General features: G+C 60.9%; 18 protein-coding genes. 8 read left to right on the forward strand and 10 right to left on the reverse strand.

Going from position 1 to position 17917, the window contains the following annotated elements; translation table 11 throughout:
- Nucleotides 1-4 precede the first annotated feature (4 nt).
- From pqqE to NWI01_RS20340, 7 genes are all read right to left on the reverse strand, one after another.
- On the reverse strand, nucleotides 5-1174 hold the full coding sequence (gene pqqE, locus NWI01_RS15165) for a pyrroloquinoline quinone biosynthesis protein PqqE (protein ID WP_141384820.1): 1170 nt from the start codon (nucleotides 1172-1174) through the stop codon (nucleotides 5-7).
- The gene (gene pqqD / locus NWI01_RS15170) at nucleotides 1171-1455 is read right to left on the reverse strand and encodes a pyrroloquinoline quinone biosynthesis peptide chaperone PqqD (protein ID WP_244613800.1); all 285 of its coding nucleotides are present in this window, start codon (nucleotides 1453-1455) and stop codon (nucleotides 1171-1173) included. The genes pqqE and pqqD overlap by 4 nt, the downstream gene beginning before the upstream one ends.
- Nucleotides 1442-2254, reverse strand: coding sequence for a pyrroloquinoline-quinone synthase PqqC (pqqC, locus tag NWI01_RS15175; protein ID WP_141384834.1), 813 nt, complete (start codon nucleotides 2252-2254; stop codon nucleotides 1442-1444). Before pqqC ends, pqqD begins: the two co-directional genes overlap by 14 nt.
- Nucleotides 2238-3137: a pyrroloquinoline quinone biosynthesis protein PqqB gene (pqqB, locus tag NWI01_RS15180; protein WP_141384822.1), complete on the reverse strand. Its 900-nt coding sequence runs from the start codon at nucleotides 3135-3137 to the stop codon at nucleotides 2238-2240. The genes pqqC and pqqB overlap by 17 nt, the downstream gene beginning before the upstream one ends.
- Nucleotides 3138-3181: 44 nt before the next feature.
- Nucleotides 3182-3277: a pyrroloquinoline quinone precursor peptide PqqA gene (gene pqqA / locus NWI01_RS15185; protein WP_141384823.1), complete on the reverse strand. Its 96-nt coding sequence runs from the start codon at nucleotides 3275-3277 to the stop codon at nucleotides 3182-3184.
- Between the two features lie 254 nt (nucleotides 3278-3531).
- On the reverse strand, nucleotides 3532-4401 hold the full coding sequence (locus NWI01_RS19380; protein WP_367399572.1) for a hypothetical protein: 870 nt from the start codon (nucleotides 4399-4401) through the stop codon (nucleotides 3532-3534).
- On the reverse strand, nucleotides 4305-4865 hold the full coding sequence (locus NWI01_RS20340) for a DUF1264 domain-containing protein (protein WP_141384835.1): 561 nt from the start codon (nucleotides 4863-4865) through the stop codon (nucleotides 4305-4307). The genes NWI01_RS19380 and NWI01_RS20340 overlap by 97 nt, the downstream gene beginning before the upstream one ends.
- Nucleotides 4866-4952: 87 nt before the next feature.
- On the opposite strand from NWI01_RS20340, the gene NWI01_RS15195 reads away from it, so the two are divergent.
- From NWI01_RS15195 to NWI01_RS15210, 4 genes are all read left to right on the forward strand, one after another.
- A complete protein-coding gene (locus NWI01_RS15195) occupies nucleotides 4953-6353 on the forward strand; it encodes a cytochrome B6 (protein WP_141384824.1) in 1401 nt (466 codons plus the stop codon).
- 215 nt (nucleotides 6354-6568) lie between these two features.
- Nucleotides 6569-7672 (forward strand): glycosyltransferase family 4 protein, encoded by a 1104-nt coding sequence (locus NWI01_RS15200; RefSeq protein WP_141384825.1) that lies wholly within the window; start codon nucleotides 6569-6571, stop codon nucleotides 7670-7672.
- Between the two features lie 31 nt (nucleotides 7673-7703).
- Nucleotides 7704-8393, forward strand: coding sequence for a class I SAM-dependent methyltransferase (locus tag NWI01_RS15205; RefSeq protein WP_141384826.1), 690 nt, complete (start codon nucleotides 7704-7706; stop codon nucleotides 8391-8393).
- Between the two features lie 249 nt (nucleotides 8394-8642).
- Entirely contained in the window at nucleotides 8643-9269 is a 627-nt protein-coding gene (locus NWI01_RS15210; RefSeq protein ID WP_011314019.1) for a membrane protein, read from the forward strand.
- A gap of 26 nt (nucleotides 9270-9295) precedes the next feature.
- Here the strand turns inward: NWI01_RS15210 and NWI01_RS15215 are convergent, their stop codons facing one another.
- Nucleotides 9296-10960 (reverse strand): aminotransferase class III-fold pyridoxal phosphate-dependent enzyme, encoded by a 1665-nt coding sequence (locus NWI01_RS15215; RefSeq protein WP_141384827.1) that lies wholly within the window; start codon nucleotides 10958-10960, stop codon nucleotides 9296-9298.
- Between the two features lie 34 nt (nucleotides 10961-10994).
- Between NWI01_RS15215 and asd the strand changes: the two genes are divergently transcribed.
- The 4 genes from asd (at nucleotide 10995) to NWI01_RS15235 (ending at nucleotide 16836) form a co-directional block, all read left to right on the forward strand.
- The gene (gene asd / locus NWI01_RS15220; RefSeq protein WP_141384828.1) at nucleotides 10995-11891 is read left to right on the forward strand and encodes an archaetidylserine decarboxylase; all 897 of its coding nucleotides are present in this window, start codon (nucleotides 10995-10997) and stop codon (nucleotides 11889-11891) included.
- Between the two features lie 425 nt (nucleotides 11892-12316).
- Nucleotides 12317-14662, forward strand: coding sequence for a TonB-dependent receptor (locus tag NWI01_RS15225; protein ID WP_141384829.1), 2346 nt, complete (start codon nucleotides 12317-12319; stop codon nucleotides 14660-14662).
- A 274-nt stretch (nucleotides 14663-14936) separates the two neighbouring features.
- Nucleotides 14937-15617, forward strand: a complete 681-nt coding sequence (locus tag NWI01_RS15230; RefSeq protein ID WP_141384830.1) for a Fe2+-dependent dioxygenase — start codon at nucleotides 14937-14939, stop codon at nucleotides 15615-15617.
- A 109-nt stretch (nucleotides 15618-15726) separates the two neighbouring features.
- Nucleotides 15727-16836 carry an alpha-hydroxy acid oxidase gene (locus NWI01_RS15235; protein ID WP_141384831.1) on the forward strand — a complete coding sequence of 370 codons (1110 nt, stop codon included), beginning with the start codon at nucleotides 15727-15729 and terminating at the stop codon, nucleotides 16834-16836.
- Nucleotides 16837-17383: 547 nt separating this feature from the next.
- On the opposite strand, the gene NWI01_RS19045 is transcribed toward NWI01_RS15235, so the two are convergent.
- Both NWI01_RS19045 and NWI01_RS19390 read right to left on the reverse strand, forming a co-directional pair.
- Nucleotides 17384-17737: a hypothetical protein gene (locus NWI01_RS19045; protein WP_181410515.1), complete on the reverse strand. Its 354-nt coding sequence runs from the start codon at nucleotides 17735-17737 to the stop codon at nucleotides 17384-17386.
- On the reverse strand, nucleotides 17722-17917 hold a 196-nt coding region (locus tag NWI01_RS19390), incomplete at its 5' end, for a hypothetical protein (RefSeq protein WP_210242978.1). The genes NWI01_RS19390 and NWI01_RS19045, both read right to left, overlap by 16 nt.

A 17917-nucleotide genomic window follows, 5' to 3' on the forward strand; every position in this document is an offset into this window, starting at 1 on the left:
CAGATCAAGATCGAAGAGTCCCGTTTCCGCGATAGCGGAACGGCGGGCGCGGCGTCTCGATGTCGCTGACTTCGATGTCACGGACCTCGGTGTCATTGACCTCGGTGTCATCGATGATGCGTCGGTCGACAGCCTTCCGGTGCGGCGACTTGCGACAAACCGGATCGGTCGCGGAAGCATCGCCGGCAAGCGCCATGGCCTGACACCTGCATCCGCCGAAGTCGATGTCCTTGCGCTCGCAGCTTCTGCAAGGCTCCGGCATCCAGCCGTCGCCACGAAAGGCGTTGAAGGCGCCGCCATTGTACCAGATCTCGCCGAGGGGGCGCGCCCGGACGTTATCAAAGGCGAGATGCTTGATGGTTTCGGCGGCGTGGCATGGTAAGACCCGACCCGAAGGCGTGACATTGAATCCGGCGCGGCCCCAGCCGCCCATGCAAGCCTTCGGATATGTCGCGTAGTAATCGGCAGGAACGTAGTCGATCACAAGCACGCCTTCGAGGCGCGCGCGCATCGTCTCCACGATGCTCGTAGCCTTGGCGACCTGATCCATCGTCGGCATCAAAGCCTTCTGATTGAGCATAGCCCATCCGTGGAATTGGACCGTCGCGATTTCGACCCGGCGCGCGCCGAGTTCGATTGCGAGAGATATGATATCCTCGATCTCTCCCATGTTCCGGCGATGGCAGACCGCATTGAGGGTCAGCGGAATGCCGGCGTCGCGCAGCCAGCCGGCGACGGACAATTTGCGTGCATGGCCACCGTCGCAGCCGGAAACATGATCGGCGCTGGGCGCTCTCGTCCCCTGAATAGACAGTTGCACGTGATCCAGTCCCGCGGCCGAGAGCTTGTCGACGCGCGCTTCCGTCAAACCGATGCCGGACGTTATCAGGTTGGTGTAGAGGCCCAGGGATACGGCAGCCTTCGTCAGATCGATCAGGTCGCGCCGCGAGGCCGGCTCTCCACCGGACAGATGCAGATGAAGAACGCCAAGAGCGGCGGCCTGCCGAAAGGTTTCGATCCACTCGCTCGTCGACAATTCCTCGTTCGCCCGTGCCAGTTCCAGAGGATTGGAACAGTAGGGACAAGCGAGCGGACAGCGATGGGTGAGTTCGGCAAGCATCGCGATCGGAGGCGGGGTCGCGACTTGTCCTGTCTCTTTTGCGGGGAGGGTCATCCGACGATCTCCATCGTCCGCCGGTTGATGAATTCGCGGATGAAGGGAATGATGTCCTGGAGAATCTGTTCTTTCGGCGCCTCGAACCGGCGGGAGAGATCATCGGCGATCCGATCCAGATTCCGATGGCCATCGATCTCCTTTATGATCGCGACTGCGATCTCATCGAGCGCGATCGCGCGCTCCGGCGCCAGAAGCACGGTCTGGTTTCGAACCATGTCTTCCCGCAGCCGGACGCCCCGCGCCAGATGCACGACGGTGCCGCCGTCAATCTCCGGCATCGCAGTGTTCGGTATCATGACCTGAAGTCCTTTCGGCCTGGGCGATCTCGCCTTCATCCGCGCTGACGCCGTCGCGGCCGTTCCACGCGCCCGGAGGGATGAACCCCGGCGCGACATAGGCGAAATGTAGCGCGTCGAGCTGGGACCACAGCACGTCGGTCTTGAAGATCAACGCCGCTGCCGCGGCATCCTGCTTCTCCATCGTGTCGGCATTGTCGAGAACATAGGACAGACCGAATTCAACCTCGCGCGGCGCTTCTTTCAGACGTTGACGGAAATAGGACAGGGCATTGTCGTTGGCAAAGGCGTAATGCTCCAGAAGACCGGCGATGCGATCCTCATGGATGGCCCGCGCGAACATCTCCGTCAGCGATGAGGCGACAGCCTCAAGCATCGGCTTCTCCCGGACGAAAGACACATAGGCATCGACCGCGAAGCGCGTCCCGGGAAGAACGCCTCGGGTCGAAGCGACGTAATCGGGATCGAGTCCTGTGGCTTCCGCCAGTTTCAGCCAACGCCTCAGTCCTCCGCCTTCCTGAAGGCCGCCGTCATGTTCCTCGATGCGCCTGCGCCAGGCGCGGCGCAGTCCGGGATCATCTACCCGCGACATGAAAGCTGCATCCTTCATCGGGATCCGGCTCTGATAATAGTATCGGTTGATCACCCAGGCGCGCACCTGGGTCAGGGTGCATTGCCCGCCATGCAGCATCCGGTGGAACACGTGCTTGTCGTGATAGCGCTCGGCGCCGATCGCCCTGAGGCGGGCTTCGAACGCGTTTCTGTCAGGAGCGGGGTGCAAGGGAAATCCCGGCGCCGTCGCAGCCGACTTCGAAACCATGCCGCAGAACCAGATCGCGCTCCGGTCCGTCCCGCCAGATGGGATTGGTGTTGTTGATGTGAATGTAGACGATCCGCCCGATATCGAGTCCCGCCAGAACCTTGAGGCTGCCGCCTTCGCCGCTGATGGGCATGTGTCCCATGCGCCGCCCGGTCTTCGTCCCCGTTCGGGTGCGGATCATTTCGTCGTCGGTGAAGAGCGTGCCGTCGAAAAAGACGATGTCCGCACCGCGAATCCTGGTTGCCAGCGATTCCGTGAGGTGAGCGCATCCCGGAATGTAGAAAGCTCTCAGGCCGCCGGCGGACAGCGCAACACCTGTCACATGCTCACTTTCACCCCCGATTGTCGCATCCTCGTCCTCCATGAAAAGCGCCACCTTGCCGGGCACCGCGAACAACGACGCATCCAGCCCCGGCAGCAGCGGAAAGCTCTTATTCAGAACAACCAGCTTGCGCTGCACGGTGTCCAGATCGAGCACACGGAAGACGGGATTGGAATCGAGGATGCCGGCAATCGCCCCGGTCAGGAATATCTGAAATGGCTGCCTTTCACGCAGCGTCAACAGGCCGACGATATGGTCGAGGTCGCCATTGGTGAGGACCACGCTCATGATCGGCGTAACGCGCGGGCCACGCGGATGAAGCTGCGCATTGTCGTTGATCTGCTGACGGATATCGGGAGAGGCGTTCAGAATCGCCCAGTTCAATCCATCCAGGCTGACTGCCAGCGATGATTGTGTCTGAGGGCGCAAGCCTAAGGAGCGCGCCATCGCGCAGTTCTGGCAGCCACAGTTCCACTGCGGCAGGCCTCCGCCAGCAGCGGCGCCAAGCACGACAAAACGCATGGGCTGTCGATCTCCCGCGCCGCCTTCCGCGGCGTCTTGGGGCCTTAGAGCCGAACCGGCGCGCGCCCGTCAGCCGGAGCGTAGCTATTGATTTCCATGCCGCAGCTGATTTCCGCAAACCTCGGTGGATGCCACTTCATCTCATTCTCCTTTCAAGGTTCTGCTTTTCAGGATTATGCCTTTCCAGAGGTCCGCGCCAACGCCAAGGGTCAGATACCAAGTGTCAGATACCAAGGGTCAGACGCCAAGCGTCATCGACAGGCTAGCTGTCTGTAACGTTCTGCTGAGAGGTGGGTTCCGCAGCCCTACTGGTATGCGCACGGTCAGAGAGAGGAGCTATTCGGTGCATTCGCCAGGGGGCGTCATGCCGCTCCCGGCTCTCTGGCTTGCGTATTTAACGCAACGGCATCGGCGGTCGGGGAGCGCTGTCGTCGCCCGGCCGTGGCGGAAGCCGGGCGGGTACGGGCGCTTGCGAGGCAATATAGGCGTCACGTTGCGGGGGCGGTAGTTGCCTTTCGGTCGCCTCCGGCGGCGAAGGGGACGGACGAGAAGGAGAGGGCGGAACCGCCGCTTGAGGCGAGGTGCGTGGTCGCTGTGGCGAAGCAGGCTTTGCTCGTTGTTGCACGGGTTTGGGGTGAGCTTCACGCTCTACGGCTGCTGCGAGTTCTCGGCGCAGTTGCTGCTGGCCGGCCTTCAAATCTTCGACCGTACTTTTTAGCGCGGCGATATCGTTCGCCATCGTCTCAAGCGATTGAGCAAGTTCGGCCGGAAGCGCGGCTTGAACTGGCGGAGCCTGCGTCGCCGTCGTGATGGAATCGGTGGACGGTGACGGCGGCTCGGGTGCGATCGTCGCGGTCTCCTGCGGGGGATTCGCTTCGGCGGTGGGTTGAGGTTGAGGTGTGGCTGCTTGAGTTGCCGCCGTATCCTGCGCTTCACCCGCGTTTTCATTCTGTGGAGGGACAGGAGTCTCCATCAGAAGCTGCGGGACGAGTTGCGCAAGACCCTGTTTGGCCTGTTCACCATAGGAATGCCACGCCGCAGCTCCGCCAATGCCGATACAGATAGCCAACAGAACGGTTACGACGCCGCGACGGGACCGGGCGCGGGGGGCATCGTGGAGCGCGGCGGCGTTGTCGTTCGACGGCGCGGCCTGGAACGACGGCTCGCCTATCGGCGGAAAGGATTCCAGCGATGGAGACATCCCTTCAAGCTGAGACGGCTCATGCTTGATCCGTGGCGCCAGGTCGCGAAGCTGCGCGACGATAGCCTCGTGCGGATCGGCCTGAGAACCCGCGGGTTGCGATCTGAATAACATCGGAGTTCCAGGTTGCGTGTTGGACGGCCGGATTCCGGCTGGTCTGCAGATATCGAGAAAGACGCTGCCCGTTTGGCATCAGCAAGGCGGCAAGATGAAAAGTGTAAGGCAGGGAGGAGGAAACCGTGTTTCACCCATAGTTGCGGCGCTGATCCGGCGAGATCGGCGCGGGCTTTCTTCACATCGGCCGTCCTGATCCCCAGTTCCTTGTCCCGACTCTGGATCATCTCGGGCTTCAACTGACCATCGGCTAGGAAGCCCATTATCAGTTGGGGAATGCCGACCTGCAGGGCCGAGTTCTTGTCGATCTGCCATGTGTGCCACGTCTTTCCGTAAGTGTTGACGAGACTGGCAATCGCGGATGCCGGGCATTCCCGAGACTGTCGAGCACACCGGCATGCTTCCGCCTCCAGCCGTCAACTTCGCAACCGGACGGCTTCCCGTTGCAACCAAGTGCTGCATCGCGAGTTGTGAGGTTTCAAACTTCCCGGGAAACGGCCATGCCCATGAAAACCGCAATCGGACTCGCCACAGTGATCGCCGCCGCTTTGGTTTCGGCATTCGCCGCCAACTCCGATCCATTGCCGCCCGATTCGACCTATCGTCCCTTGCCGACCCAGCCGTTCTCGACGGTGAAGGAGAATGACGAAGCGCAGAAGCCGTCCGTCATGGAGCGGCAGCGGGCGCTGCTGGAGCAGCGATACGATCTGGCGGATCGTCCTGTCGCGGGCGTCATGATGTCGGGTGGTCGAAAGGCGGTTCAGCAGGGCGTGCGGGTCAAGCTTCCCCAAGGCGTTACATGGGACAGCCTTGCCGGAAAGGAACCGAACGAAGTTCGAGACAAGGATCTGCTGCCGAAGGGATTTATGCCGCTGCCGCACGTCAAGCAGGCCACCGGGGGGCAGGTCTTCCCGGACGATCAGATCCGAAAAATTGCCCATGACGAACAGCGCGACCTCCGGCGCTTTGACATCGATTTCGACCTGCCCGGCCACCTGACGCCGGAGTTCCCGCCGCCGATCTTCCTCACGACGCATCCGGAGCTCGGCGACGTATCACGCGGCGATGTTTTGACGATCAGGAATTTCTACGAGTACCTGAACGGCATCATTACGCCGGTTCAGATGGAAGGCCTCCGCCTGCTGCTCACGCCGTTTCCGCAGGAAGAGTTCAACCAGACGGAAGACCGGAAAGTCGCGCAGCCGAGCCTCGGCGTCACCTGCCTGGACTGTCACGCGAACTTCCACACCAACGCTGCGTTTCACCTGACGCCGGACATCCGCCCGCAGGCGGAGCGCTTCCGGCTTGATACCACCAGCCTGCGCGGCATGTACAACCAGCAGATCCACGGCTCGAAGCGGTCGCTCCGTTCGATTGAGGATTTCACCCAGTTTGAACAGCACACCGCATACTTCAACGGCGATCACGTCAGCGCGGCGCGAAAAGGCATGCATCTGCCGGATCGCGCCAATCAGGTCGCGATGATGGCGCAGATGCAGAACATCATCGATTTTCCGCCCGCCCCGAAACTCGATCCGTCGGGGCGGCTCGATCCGAAGAAAGCCACCGAACAGGAGTTGCGCGGCGAGCAGGTGTTTATGGGCAAAGGCCGCTGCGCTGAATGCCACATCCCGGCGACCTCCTTCACGGACAACAACATGCACGACCTGAAGCTCGAACGCTTCTACAAGGTTCGCCAGACCATCAATGACATGGTCGCCATCCCGGATGGCCCGATCAAGACCTTCACGTTGCGCGGCATCAAGGATTCTCCGCCCTATCTACATGACGGGCGCCTTCTGACGCTTGCCGATACCGTGGAGTTTTTCAACCTCGTCCTGGGCACCAAACTGAACCAACAGGACAAGGATGCGCTTGTGGCTTACCTCCTCACTCTCTGAGGGGCGTCAATCAGGAGAAGGTTACGCGGAAAGTGTTGCTGGCGGCCATCACTCGCCTGGGCCGCCCTGATTCAGCGCGATTGAACCAGACTCCAGAGCTTCGCTTTGGCAGGGCCGGCCTGGAACGAGGCCGCCCATTCATCGCCACGTCATACGCCTGAAATATCGGTGGACCAACGTCGTGGAATTGAGAATCAGAGAATGCGAGGAGCCTGATGCGAGTTCTGGTTGCGACCGATGCCTGGCATCCGCAGGTCAACGGCGTGGTCCGCACATTGACGTCCCTGGCCCGCAGCGCGGCGGCGTTGGGTGCCGAGATCGAGTTTCTGACTCCGGAAGGATTTCCGTCGATGGCTCTCCCGACCTATCCGGGATTGAGAATAGCCTTCCCAAACCGCGGCGAGATCGCCCGCAGGATCGAAGCGGCGTCACCGGATGCCATTCACATCGCGACCGAGGGGCCGATCGGGTGGATGGTGCGAGGGTATTGCCGTCGTCGAAAGCTGCCCTTTACGACATCCTATACAACACGCTTCCCTGAATACATTGCCGCGCGTTCGATCATCCCGATGTCGACGCGTTCGATCATCCCGATGTCGACACGGTCGATCATCCCGATGTCGGTGAGCTATGCGGTGCTTCGGCGATTTCATGCGGCCAGCGCCATGACGATGGTCGCCACATCCTCGCTCAGGCGGGAGCTCGGCGCGAGAGGCTTCAAAAGGCTCGGGTCCTGGACGCGAGGGGTCGATACCGAACTGTTCACGCCCGATCATGCGTTCGAGCTTGATCTGCCTAGACCGGTTTTCATGACCGTAGGTCGTGTCGCGGTCGAGAAGAACCTGGAGGCGTTCCTTTCGCTGAATCTGCCGGGGTCCAAGGTGGTGATTGGCGACGGACCGCAAAAGGCGGAGCTGGAAAGCCGGTATCCGAAAGCCAGTTTTTTGGGCGAGAAGACTGGCCGCGAACTCAGCGCGCATCTGGCGGCGGCGGACGTTTTTGTTTTTCCAAGCCTGACGGACACGTTCGGTATCGTGCAACTCGAAGCGTTGGCGTGCGGCACGCCCGTCGCCGCGTTCCCGGTGACCGGTCCTCTCGATGTGATCGCCGATCATCCGGTCGGTGCACTGGATATGAACCTGAGAAGCGCCTGCATCCGCGCACTCAGCATATCACGTGAAGCCTGCAGGAGTTTCGCCTTGCAATACTCATGGGAGAATTGCGCAAGGCAGTTCATCGGCAACCTCAGCGCGTTGCAGCCGAGCCGTTCATTACAGCTTCGCGGTGGCCTGATGACGCAAGGCGTTGCGCAAGGTTAACCCGGCGCGAAAAAGGAAGAGTGAAGTTACCATGACGGAAATCCTCAAGCTGGATGATGGCGAGCAGTTGGACTTCGACCGCGCGACGGTCGAGCAGGCCTATGACCGCTGGGCTCCGGTTTACGACTTCGTGTTTGGCGGCGTGTTCAGCAAGGGCCGCAAGGCGGCTATTCAGGCGACCAGCAGGGTTGGCGGGCGCGTACTCGAGGTCGGCGTCGGCACGGGAATCTCGTTGCCGCAATATGCACCGCATCTTCGCATCTTCGGTACCGACATTTCGGAAGCGATGTTGCGGAAGGCGAAACGCAGGGTCAAGGCTCTCGGCCTGAAGAACGTCGAGGATCTCGCCGTCATGGACGCGGAGAAGCTCGAATTTCCGGACAATTCGTTCGATGTGGTGATGGCGCAGTATGTCGTGACAGCGGTGCCGAATCCGGAAGCGGCCCTTGACGAGTTCAGTCGCGTCCTGCGGCCGGGCGGTGAACTGATCATCCTGACCCGGATCAGCGCCGATGCCGGGCTGCGCCGTTTTGTCGAGCGCCGGTTGCAGCCGGTGGTGCGTCCGCTTGGTTTTCGGACAGCCGAGTTTACCTGGTCGCGTTATGCGCAATGGCTGGCAACGACAGGCGAAATGGAATTGGTGGAGAACCGGCCGATACCGCCGCTCGGCCACTTCTCTCTGCTCCGGATTCGGAAAGCCGCGATCGCGGCTGCCGCCTGACTTCGAGTCTTTCCCGTCTCACGGATGTGATGAAAGGCTCGAACCTTTGATCTGACGCGTTTTCCTGACGCGAGCCGGATTCCATCCTCGGGTCAAGCCCGAGGACATGCTTCGCTCGAAAACATGACAAGGCGGTCGAGGTCCGCGCGAGCGCTCCGTCGCGGCGCGCCTTGTGACATTTGCATAATGTCATCTTGCGTACATCGAATCCTTTTAAACCGAATGGACCTTATTCTGGGCAGGGAATGAATGATGAGCTTTCGAGAGCAATTGCGCACTCAACGGTGGGATGATCATCGTTACTATCATCACAGCCGGATTAACCAGAGCCTGCATTTTGTCAGCGCCTTCAGCTTTCTCGTTGCGTATGCGTTATTGTTTGTCGATCCGGTTGCCGCCGCACTGATCGGCTGGTTGTTCTCCATGACCACAAGGCAGGCTGGTCATTTTTTCTTCGAGCCGAAAGGCTATGACCATGGCAATCATGCGACCCATGATCACAAGGAAGAAATCAAGGTCGGCTATAATCTGAATCGGAAGATTGTGCTCATGGCCATCTGGGCGCTGTCACCGCTGGTTCTCTTCCTCGATCCGACACTGTTCGGTGTCTTTACGCCATGGGCCTCTCCCGCTGATTTCATGCGTCAGGTCGCCAAGGTGTGGCTGGCGATCGGAATCGGCGGCGTGCTGTTCCGAACGGTTCATCTGTTCTTCATTCGCGATGTTGAGACCGGCCTCGTTTGGATGACCAAGATCCTGACCGACCCTTTCCACGATCTCAAACTATACTACAAGGCGCCGCTGTATCTGATGAAGGGCGAGTTGATCGATCCGGGCCTTGGACAGGTTCAGACGCGCAAAGCGCGCTCGAACTGAAAATGCTCCGCAAGACGGCCGCCGGCTCACCGCGGCCGTCTTCGCGTGATCATCTCCTTCAGGATTTGCCGGCGCACGCTTTTGTTGGTGAGCGAGGGATCGCGCCACCACCAGCCATCCCTTTTCATATTGTCGGCCGCTGTCACGAAGCGTTCAGCGACCGCGGCAAAGTCGGCGTCGCTGTAATTCAGGCTGAAGATCAGACGGCCGGTGCCGACCCAACTCAGGGCGAGCCCTTCGGCTCGCAGATAATATTGAAGCATCCAGTTGTAGCGGGACGGCTCGGTGTAGTGCACCGTCCAGATCGACGACAGGTTGCCTACCTGCACCGGAAGGTCGCGTGCGCTCAGCAGGTCGTTCAGCTGTTTCGCGCGTCCGTTCCAGGTCTCATCGAGACCGTCATAGATTGCGTGGAAGCCCGGAGCGGCGAGCCGGCTCAGGAATTCGTCCATCGCCGCCATGACGTAAGGATGCGAATTGAAGGTGCCACGGGCGAAGCAGACGTCGGCGGGCCGATCGTCGCGGAATCGTCGCATCAGATCCTTGCGGCCGCAGACCGCACCGACGGGAAGGCCGCCGGCGAGGCTCTTGCCATAGGTCACCATGTCGGCGCGGACGCCGAAATATTCCTGTGCGCCGCCGGCGGCGAGTCGGAAGCCGACGAAAACCTCGTCGAAAATCAGCACGATGCCCCGCTCGGTGCAGATCTCGCGCAGCCGTCTCAGCCATTCGCTGTAGGCGGCGCGGTCGAACCGGCTTTTGCGGGAACTGTCGACCAGCGCGGAATCAGCCGGCGCGCCGGCGTTGGGATGAAGCGCCTGCAAGGGGTTCACCAGAACGCAGGCGATGTCGCGCCGCGTCTTCAGGACATGGAGCGTCCGCTCCGACATGTCGGCAAGAGTATAGGTCTCGTGCGGTGGCATCGGGTTGCCCACGCCGGGTTGCACGTCGCCCCACCAGCCGTGATAGGCCCCGGCGAAGCGGACCAGATGCGATCGGCGCGTATGATAGCGGGCGAGCCGAACCGCCTGCATCACGGCTTCGGTGCCGGACATGTGAAACGAGACTTCGTCAAGACCGGAGATTTCGCAGAGCCGGCGAACATTGTCCGCAATCACGGGGTGATAGGGTCCAAGCACGGGACCCAGATCATGCGCGCGCTTTTCCGCCGCCGCGATGCAGTCCTTGTAGAAATCGTTGCCGAAGATGTTGACGCCGTAGGAGCCGGCCACGTCGTAGAAGACATTGCCGTCGACGTCGGTGACGGTGACGCCGCACGAGGACTGCATGAAGGCGCCGGTCGAAAGATGCTCGCGTACCATCCGGCTGTACTGAAAGGGCACCCGATAGGTCTCGGTGAACTGCAGGTCGGAGATCCGGCTCGAAACCTCCGCGGTCATCCGTCGGCCCTTGGCGTAGCGTTCCTCATACAGGCGGGCGAGTCGGAAGAAAGCGTCGCTTCGTTGCTTGACGATTTCCGGCGGCGCGCCGTCGGAGCCGAAGAAGTCGTCGTGATCGAATTCGTAGAACGGCAGCAGCCGGGCAACCGTTCTGGACAATCTGGAATGACCGGACAGCGAGCGGTGCTTGGCCCGCGAAAGCGCCAGCCGGGCGTTCAGTTTGGGAAGGGCCGCTGCTGCGCCGCCAATCGCGGCGGCGGACAGGGCCAGAATCGGAAAAGGCAGGTCCATGCCGCCAGCGCTATCCAACCCCTCTGACAGGTTCATGACAATGAGAAAGCTGATTGCGGCCCTGACCGAGCAGGAGGATCTGAATTTCCTGCTGACCAACCGGATTCCGCGAGCCATGCTGACCCGGTTCATGGGATGGTTTGGCAAGATCGAGCAGCCCCTGATCCGGGATCTCTCGATCGCGTGCTGGCGTCTGTTCTCCGATCTCGACCTGAGCGAAGCACGCAAAGCCAGCTTCAAGAGCCTGCATGATTGTTTTACGCGGGAGTTGCTTCCGGGATCGCGCCTGCCGGACCCTGATCCCGCTATTGTGGTCAGCCCCTGCGACGCCATCATCGGGGCGTTCGGGAAGGTGGCGGATACGGAGCTTTTTCAGATCAAGGGCGCGCCTTATTCGCTCCTGGACCTGCTTGGCGATCCGGCGCTGGTCGAGGCTCACCGGAATGGCCGCTTCATCACCCTGCGGCTGACGTCGAGCATGTACCATCGCTTTCATGCGCCGCACGACTGCCGGATCGATCGGGTCACGTTCATTCACGGCGACGTATGGAACGTGAACCCGATCGCATTGAAGCGGGTCGAGCGGCTGTTCTGCAAGAACGAACGGGCGGTGCTTCAGGCGCGGCTGATAACCGGCGAGGCGCTGACCCTGGTGCCGGTGGCGGCGATCCTGGTCGCGAGCATCCGGCTGCACTTCATCGATGCCACCCTCAACGCTCAAACCAGGGGGCCCACGGTTTTTTCCTGCGATGCGAGAGTTCGCAAGGGCGACGAACTCGGTTGGTTCGAGCACGGATCGACGATCATTGTGCTGGCGTCGGATGAATTCGATTTCTGCGACAATGTGGTGGAATCGGCGCGACTAAAGGCGGGTCAGCCTCTCATGCGAAGGGTTGCCGGGGCAGGGTTGCGTGAGCCGGAGCGGACTTGACACCGATGATGGACGACGCCCCTTCAGGTCAACGACGATGGGATAGCTTGAGCTATTCCGCTTCTGACAGAATTAGAAGCAAGGCTCTATGATATTGATTTAATGCGATTTCTTCGCGCGAATCGGTATCGGATTCGTTCGAAAGCTCCAATGGAGAGGCGAAAAGCGTCCCCGATCTGCAAAGCGAATCCGCTGCAGAGCAGCATGTGCGACGATGGGTAGCAGGAGGGAAATCGTTTTGAAACTGTCGCGTTGAAAAAATAGAACTTTTTGAGGCTTTCCCGTGGCGAGGCGATGTAGAAAACAGCATCAATGCTGAGGTTCGCGCCTGATCTTAGATACGTTCTACAATACATGGTTTTCGTTTCCACTAGAAACAGCACCCATACACATTGGGACTACATTGATTTGGGGGCTCTAGGGTTATGACCAAGAAGCTTGAGGTGCAGCTTTATTCGTCGATTTCTCATCTGGCTTTAACAGCCGGGCTTGCGATGTCGCTGACCGCGATCGCTCAGCCCGCGTCGGCGCAATCATCTCAAACAAGCGCTATTGCCCTCGATACCATCAACGTCGAAGGGGAAGGCGGGGCCCCGACCGGTGGTGAAGGCGCATACTATGTTCCGACGGCCTCTTCACCGCGGCAGACCGCACCTTTGCTCGATACACCGCAATCCGTGACGGTCGTACCGCAGGCGGTTATCCGCCAGACCGGCGCACGCAATCTCACTGAGGTGTTGCGCACCACGCCGGGCATCTCATTCGAAGGCGGCGAAAACGGTTTCGGCACCTCGGGCAATACCTTCCAGATGCGCGGCTTCGATGCCAGCGGCAGCCTCTTCATCGACAATGTGCGCTCGAACGGCAGCTATACGCGGGACATATTCAATGTGGACCGCGTCGAGGTGTTCAAGGGTGCCGCGGCGGATAACGGCCGCGGTAATGCCGGCGGCTATATCAATATGGTCACCAAGCTGCCGTCGCTGCAGAACTTCACTCAGTTCGATACCTTCTCCGGTTTCTCCGAATACGGAAACCAGCCGCAAAAGCGTGGCACCGTCGATCTCAACTACATCGTCGCGCCCAACACGGCCGTGCGTTTCAACGCCATGCTGGAACAGAGCGGAATTCCCGGCCGTGACCTGGCTGAAAACAAGGCCTGGGGCGTTGCGCCGTCGGTCGCCCTGGGTCTCGGCACCGATTTCCGCGCGTTCATCGCTCTCGAGCACCTGTCGAGGCGGGATCGTCCGGATTGGGGCGTGCCGGGGGCGACCGTTCCTGGTCTCGTGACTTTTAATCCTGCAACGATAGGCGTTCGGCGCAACGCATTCTACGGCCTGCGTTCGGACTTCGACAACGTGGACGCCGACCGCGTGCTCGGCCGTTTCGAATACGACATCACCCGGCGCATCACGATCAGCAACCAGACGGTATGGGCGCAGGTCGATCGCACCACGCGCTACACCTTGCCGACCGGCTTCACCGCGCCGGCTACCGTGCCGACCGCCACGTGGTTCTACGGGCGGCGCAACCAGACGGTCAGCAACATCACCAACATGACCATCGACGTCGACACCGGTCCGTTCAATCATAAGATCGCGACAGGCATCGAGTTCAACCACGAAACGTCCGACGCTAACCGGTTTGCTACCGCAAACCCCGGGCCAACCAACGTGTTCGATCCGAATCCAGATCGGGCCGGTGCTTTGCCGTTTAACCCCACGCAAACCAATCGCGCCAGTGTATCCACCGCCGCCGCTTACTTCTACGACACCATCAAGCTCTCCGAGCAGTGGCAGCTCACGGGCGGGTTGCGCGCTGAGCATTACAAGGTCGATATCGACAGTCGCACCGTCGCCGGTGCGCCAGCGCCCGGCCTCGGAAATTTCAACGACACCCGTACCACGCTGAACGGCAAGATCGGCCTGGTCTATAAGCCGGTGCGAAACGCCAGCATCTATGGCTCGTTCGGCGTTTCGCATCTTCCGCCGGGTTCCTATCTCTCCAACGAGGATATTTCACGCGAAGGCGGTAACGCCTTTCCCGGTCTCGTGCCAGGAGCCCCTCCGGTGCGCTTCCATAACTATGAACTGGGCAGCAAGGTGGATTTCTTCAACAAGCGGTTGATGGTCGCCGCCGCCCTGTTCCGCACCGAGAAGGTCAACGCGCCCATCACAGGTATTGACCCATCGATCCCCGGAGACGTCGACAGCCTGAAGGGCTTCGGAAAGCAGATCGTACAGGGTGTCGAACTGAGCATCACCGGAGCTCTCACCGAAAACTGGAACGTGTTCGGCGGCGCCGCTTTCATGGATAGCAGGCGCGAGCACAGCGCTTATCTCGACCTCGTTCGCCGCACCGCGAATCCTGCAGATTTCGCCGCGGGTCCGGGTGTAGGCGGCCCGTGGACCTCGACCAACGGCGACGCATTGGCGTTCACGCCGCGCGCCACCGCCAATCTGTGGACCACCTATCATGTTCCGATGACCAACCTCACGATTGGCGGCGGCATTCGGTATGTGGGTACATCCTATCTGGGCCGGCCGGACACCGCGATCCGTATCATCCCTAACGGCAAGTATGGCCAGTTGCCGGCTTATACCGTGGTCGATTTGATGGCGTCTTATGAGATTCACAAGGATGTCATCGTCCGGTTCAACATCGATAACGTGGCTGACAACCGATACGCGATGTCTTCCAACTGGGCCGCTCCCCGTGCTCTGCTTGGCCCGTCGCGTAACTACCGCGTGAGCACCAGCTTCAGGTTCTGATGCCTCGAACCTGATTCTGAGAAATCCTTTGAACGCCCCGGCGCCGTCGCCGGGGTGTTTTTTCTTTGCCGGACGAAAGATCGTGCTACCCGATTGCGAGAGGCTCTAAGCTTACATGGTCCTGGCTGGGGCTATGGTGAGGCCGCAACGCGGGACTATAGCGGGATGCGGACGGAAAGCCGCTACACACTTTTTCCTCATCTCGCTCGAGTGCTTTTAAGGTTCAGCCAGAAGGGTAAGGCGGGGGCGAGGCTGCCGGGAAAGGATACAGACGATGATCCAGGTCATTTCGGACGTGCTGACTCCGGACGAGCTGAAGCGTTTCCGCGAGTTGCTCGGGCAGGCGCAATGGCAGGACGGCCGCGCCACCGCGGGCCATGTCGCGGTCCGCGCCAAGGCCAATGAGCAGTTGTCGCACGACGATCCGCTGGGGCAGCAGTTGTCCGAGTTTCTGTTGGAGCGCCTCGGCAAGATCAGTCATTTTATCGCTGCGGCGCTGCCGTTGAAGGTGTTGCCGCCACGTTTCAACCGCTACACCGGCGGCGGCAGCTACGGCGATCACATCGACAACGCGATCTTCTCCGTGCCTGGCGCGGGTGCGCGAATCCGCGGTGACCTTTCCTCCACGCTATTCCTCAGCGACCCCGACGATTATGACGGCGGTGAACTGATTATCCAGGGCGAGTTCGCCCGGCACCAGTTCAAGCTGCCGGCGGGACAGATGATCCTCTATCCTGCCAGCACCTTTCATCAGGTAACGCCGGTCACCCGTGGCGCGCGGCTCGCGGCATTTTTCTGGACGCAGAGCCTGGTGCGCGAACACTCGCGCCGCGCGCTGCTGTTCGAACTCGACAATACCATTCAGGCGCTGGCGCAGGACAGCCCCGAGCAGCCGGCGGTCGCCCGCCTGACGGGGCTCTATCACAACCTGTTGCGCGAATGGAGCCAGACCTAAAGCCTCTCCGCTTCCGGTCAAGTCAGAAGCGGGCTCTATGATTTTGATTTAACGCGTTTTGTTCACGCGAACCGGTATCCACTTCGCTCGAAAACGCTATAACACGACGATGACCACGCCGCTTGCGAAGCTCACGCAGATTCCGCCGACGGTCGCGGCGGTTGCCGACTACGAGGTGCTGGCGCGTGAACGCGTTTCGCCCGGAGCTTGGGCCTATCTCGACGGCGGCGCGGCCGACGAGTTGACCGCGCGGGAGAATCGCGCGGCGTTCGCTCGTCTGCACTTGCGCACACGGGTGCTGCGCGATCTCACAAACGGAAACACGACCTGCGAGTTGTTTGGCACGCGGCTGCGCGCGCCGATCCTGCTTGCGCCTGTCGCCTACCAGAAGCTCGCATATCCGGATGGCGAACTCGCCACCGTGCTCGGCGCTTCGGCGATGCGGATGGCGATGGTGGTCAGCACGCAGGCGAGCGTCGCTCTGGAGGACATCGCACAGGAGGCGCAGACGCCGCTGTGGTTTCAGCTCTATATCCAGCACGACCGCGATTTCACGCTTCGTCTCGTGCGCCGCGCGGAAGCCGCAGGCATTCGCGCGCTGGTGGTGAGCGTCGATGCGCCGATTAGCGGCCTGCGTAATCGCGAACAGCGCATGGGCTTCGCTTTCCCGGGTGGCGTAGAGCCGGTCAATCTGCGCGGCCTGATGCCGTTGCCGCGAGCCACCGGCGAGGCGCTGTTCGACAGTCCGCTGATAACCAGGGCCGCGACCTGGCGCGACATCGAGAATCTGCGCGAAGCGACCAAGCTGCCGCTGGTGCTCAAGGGCATCATGACGGCGGAGGACGCCGAGCGGGCTCTCGTGGCCGGCGCCGACGGTCTCATCGTCTCCAACCACGGCGGGCGGGTGCTCGACGGTCAGCCCGCGACCATCGAGGTGCTGTCGGAGATTGCGGGCGCCGTATCCGGCCGCGTGCCGATCCTGCTCGACGGCGGCATCCGGCGCGGCAGCGATGTCTTCAAGGCGCTGGCGCTCGGCGCCAGCGCGGTGCTGATCGGCCGCGCCTTCGTTCACGGGCTGGCCGCGGCGGGCGCGGTCGGCGTTGCCCATGTGCTGCGCATCCTGCATGCCGAGCTGGAAGCGACCATGGTGCTCACCGGCTGCCGGGATATCAGTGCGATTTCGCCGGCGTCGATCCGGCAAGCGGGACTGCGTACGTAGGGTGCCGGTTCAAAATTTCGGCTTTCGTTTTCAGCGAGTCCTCCAAGCGGACGTTTCACGCCCCGATGGATCATCTGGAGATAATCGCTTGGTTCCGATCGCTATAACGATCGTGTCGGCCAGGGTACGCAATAATCTAGAAGGATTCTTAACTGCTCAACGTAGCGAAATGCCGCCGCATTCGATATTGGAGAGGGACTAAAGCAGTAAGAGGTGTCCTTATCATTTCTGCCTCCTGAGGACGATCGACAGATTCGTCACGGCCTTATCCTTTTGTTGCTCTCGGCTTGTTGTTCTCGACTCCTGCTTCTCATCGAAAGCAACCGTTTGGTGGTTCGAGGATCATCAGTGTCGAGCGTGGCTTGGATCGGATGATTGCCGCTATGAACGATCAGGAACAATGGAGTGCGGCCGGCCATGATTATGAGCAGGCTGTTTCGGCCGATCTGAGCGGGGACTATCGTTTTACTCTGACAAGCCACTTTCGAGGCTTTCATCTTGCGGCGTATGGAGTGACTCTTCTTCGAAAGCCTTCGTCCTTGAGCGGCTATTGAAAAAGCTCCCGGCTGCGCTGCCATGGAATGCCGTGCGGTTTCTGCTTACCTTTGGGCAGCAGTTTAAGGGGCAAAATGATAGCGCTGGCAAGCCAACAGATATCCGGAACAAAGAGCATGATTGTGAGACTTGCGAAGGCGACGATCCATCTTACGTTTGCAGCGTTATTGGCTGTCCTCGTTCCATCGACAACGGTTCTCGCCCAGCACCAGGCGGCGTCACCGTCGCCGTCTTCTGCGGGATCGGCTGCGCCTTCCGGGAGCGCGTCGGCTGCGGCTGCCTCGTCGGTGCCGGCGAGTTCTGCTCCGTCTGCCTCTGCTCCGTCGGTCTCTACTCCGTCGGCCACTGACGGGTCGGCTGGGGCTGCGGCATCGCAACCGCCGGCGTCGACGTCTCCCGAGGGGGCGTCTGATGCGTCGTCCGGGGAGGGGTCGCCTTCATCTGATGCGGCCGCGGCCGCGCCTCTGGATCAATCCACGCCTGCTGCTGCGCCACCCGCGCCGGAAAGCTCGTCGTCGACGCTCCC

It is taken from the genome of Nitrobacter winogradskyi, assembly GCF_006539545.1.
Classification (GTDB): domain Bacteria; phylum Pseudomonadota; class Alphaproteobacteria; order Rhizobiales; family Xanthobacteraceae; genus Nitrobacter; species Nitrobacter winogradskyi_A.